Here is a 2,871-nt window from a genome sequence, read left to right on the forward strand (position 1 = left end):
GTGAATTTGGAAAAGGAAGAGGGTAGCCGGGCTTATTTCCGAGCCCTCCTGACAGTGCTGGTTATCAGTGATAACATTATATGCATATCACAAAGTAAAGATAGGTATCACTGATAAGTTTAAGTAGTTATCATAATATAGTGATAACTGTACATGATAAAAAAAGAATCAATTGAGCACAAAGAGATCCTGAATTACATCAAAGATAGCCTGGGCATCTCTTCCGATCACCTGAATACCAGTCTCAGCACATCATATGAGTATTACGTGAGCGATCTACCCCTCCGCCCGGATGCATTACTGGAAGACAATGACACCATATACCTTATAGAGATTAAGTCAAAAGCTACCATCGATACGGTCGCAAGGATGAACCTGCTTCGTGATCTCTGGCTGCAGAATGAAGAGATGGAAAAGAGGAAGAGCATACAACTGGTCGTTGCTGCAAAATCATTCCCTGAAAGGGAAAAACGGATAATGGACCAATTGGGTATTATTATGCTAAAACTTCCCTGGACATTCAAACCCGGCAGCAATGAACAGTTCGGGTCCAAAACCCATCGGATCACATCGGACAAATCATGGAAAATAGTATCCCGTCTGTTGAAGGAGAAAAAGACCTCGATACGCCAATTATCACTCCTCGAAAATGTATCATATGGATGGGCACACAAAACGGTCCAGGCATTGATGCGGCAGAATATTGTGAAACAGGATCACAACCACGTGAGCATTTCAAACGTGGACAAACTGCTCAATGGCGTTGCATGGGAACGCCCGCTTGCAAATCTTAAGATCGATGAGATCCGTATACCGTTCAGCGGGTCCATGCATGCAGCAAGAGAGATCACAGAAGCCTTTGCAATGCAGGATAACATGCCTGTGGGATTCACAACATACACTGCAGCATCACTTTACACAGGTTATGGCGTAAGGCATGATGCGGTCTATCTATACCTGAGAGATGAACATCTTGACCATTTCCGGGAATTATTTGAGTCCCATTCGGGAAATACCATAAAGGCAGTGGTCTATAGGCCTGACAGGGACGTATTCCAGGATAGCCGCGAAAAAGAGGGAATCAGGATCGTATCACCCTCGCAGACACTTCTGGACCTGGCCGGAATGGGATATTCTGCAATGGACATTACAAAAGAAATGGTCTCGATGTATGACACAATATGAAAATATGGGCGACATAATCAGATATTCCTTAGAGGAATTGGAGGTAATTAGCCAGTACCTTCATGAAAAGGAAGAAAGAGAGGATCCAACAACTGTGCTCATTGGGGGTTGGGCAGTTGATTCATATAACTCCTGGTACGGATCCATCGACATAGATCTCATAACGAACGCAAGTACACGAAAGAGCTTAATGCATCACCTGCGAAATGATCGTGGTTTTACACCATATAAGCTGCCAGGGATACCAACGAGTGTAAAAAAGGAAACTGAAGCAGGTCCGGTCATCATTGATTTTGCAACCAGGCAGAAGCCCTTTCCTTTTGAAGGGAAGGACATGTCTTCAGATTTCAGCATTCTTAACGGGAACACAGAAACAAGGCAAATTCGGGGAGGGATCGAAATGGCAGTACCAAACCGGGAAACATTGCTTGTTTTGAAATTGAAGGCCGTATGGGATCGCAATTATCGAATTGCTCATGGGACAAGTGATGATATTGAATGGGAGACAGGGAAGCTAATAAAAGATTATGCAGATGTTCTTGCATTGATCGATCCCGATCATGGCGGGGAGCAGATAGAGATCTCCGTACTAGGCAGACTAATGGAAAAATACCCATTTCTCGAAAAATGTCTCACTTCAGCATATAATTCGGATGAAGGGATAGAGAAGTATGGCAGGATGTCACAAGATGATGCCAGATCCATTATCGACCGGATGATATCCTTGATCCATTGATCCAACAGTGACACTTTTACGAAGAACTTGCAGACGAGGGCATCGATGTGGTGCTTCTCCCGGAGACCACCGGCAAAGCGACCCAGTTCGGCAGTCTGGAGGAGACCCTGATGATGGCTTCAGCCATCGAGGGGGTAATGCCCTGCATAGACTTCTCCCATCTGCACGCACGCAGCTGCGGGGAGTATAATATTATTGAAGAGTTCCGAAGCGTTTTTGAGAACGTGGAAAATGCGCTTGGAAGGGTCGGGCTGGACAGCATGCATTGCCATATCTCCGGCATAGCCTATACAGAGAAGGGGGAGAAGAACCACCTGCTGCACCAGGAATCGGATTATAATTATATCGACCTCATGGCAGTATTTCATGAGTTCGACATAAAGGGGCTTGTGATCTGTGAAAGCCCGAATCTCGAAGAGGATGCCCTTCTTTTGAGAAATACCTTCTCAAACTAATATCGATATGAATGGTAAAAATGGACAAACGGGATATCAGGGAAGATTTAAAAAAACTTCCAGTCGAAACCATTATTTACTAACAGAACAACAATATAAAAATTAAAAGACATTATCAAAGATAATGGCAAGTTCTGTGATAAAAAAAGCAGATCATGTCGAAAAGGCGGTACTTATGAGCAGATTATACACTGGAATAACATTAGTTTTGTCCCTATTGATCACATTCTCATTCATAACAGTGGCATCTGCTACCATGAATGACGAATACATAATGGAAATAAGCATTGATGAGAACCACGTCAGTTTTGCCGATCATAATGGCACGGCAGAAGGCAACTGGATATCCTTAAGCGGCGGGGAAGCCTTCAAAATACCCGAACCTTTCACATTCACCTACAACGGCATAAACAGTAAGAATGCCATCATAAAAGGGAGGAACGTCACCGTTGAGCTTAACGTGGAAAACAATACGGACCACGTTATCACCTACCC

3 protein-coding genes and 1 pseudogene are annotated in these 2,871 nt (G+C 43.9%); all 4 read left to right on the forward strand.

Annotation, left to right across the window (positions count from 1 at the left end; translation table 11 throughout):
• The first annotated feature begins 153 nt into the window (after positions 1–153).
• Positions 154–1,185, forward strand: a complete 1,032-nt coding sequence (locus QAS77_RS11365; protein ID WP_305065659.1) for a hypothetical protein — start codon at positions 154–156, stop codon at positions 1,183–1,185.
• A 4-nt stretch (positions 1,186–1,189) separates the two neighbouring features.
• Complete coding sequence (locus QAS77_RS11370) at positions 1,190–1,921, forward strand: nucleotidyl transferase AbiEii/AbiGii toxin family protein (protein ID WP_305065661.1); 732 nt, start codon at positions 1,190–1,192, stop codon at positions 1,919–1,921.
• Between the two features lie 38 nt (positions 1,922–1,959).
• Positions 1,960–2,376, forward strand: a pseudogene (locus QAS77_RS11375) (TIM barrel protein); the annotation flags it as partial.
• A gap of 124 nt (positions 2,377–2,500) precedes the next feature.
• The coding region (locus tag QAS77_RS11380) for a TIGR04279 domain-containing protein (RefSeq protein WP_305065663.1) at positions 2,501–2,871 on the forward strand (371 nt) is incomplete at its 3' end.

The sequence above is a fragment of the Methanococcoides sp. genome (genome assembly GCF_030594565.1).
GTDB lineage: Archaea > Halobacteriota > Methanosarcinia > Methanosarcinales > Methanosarcinaceae > Methanococcoides > Methanococcoides seepicolus.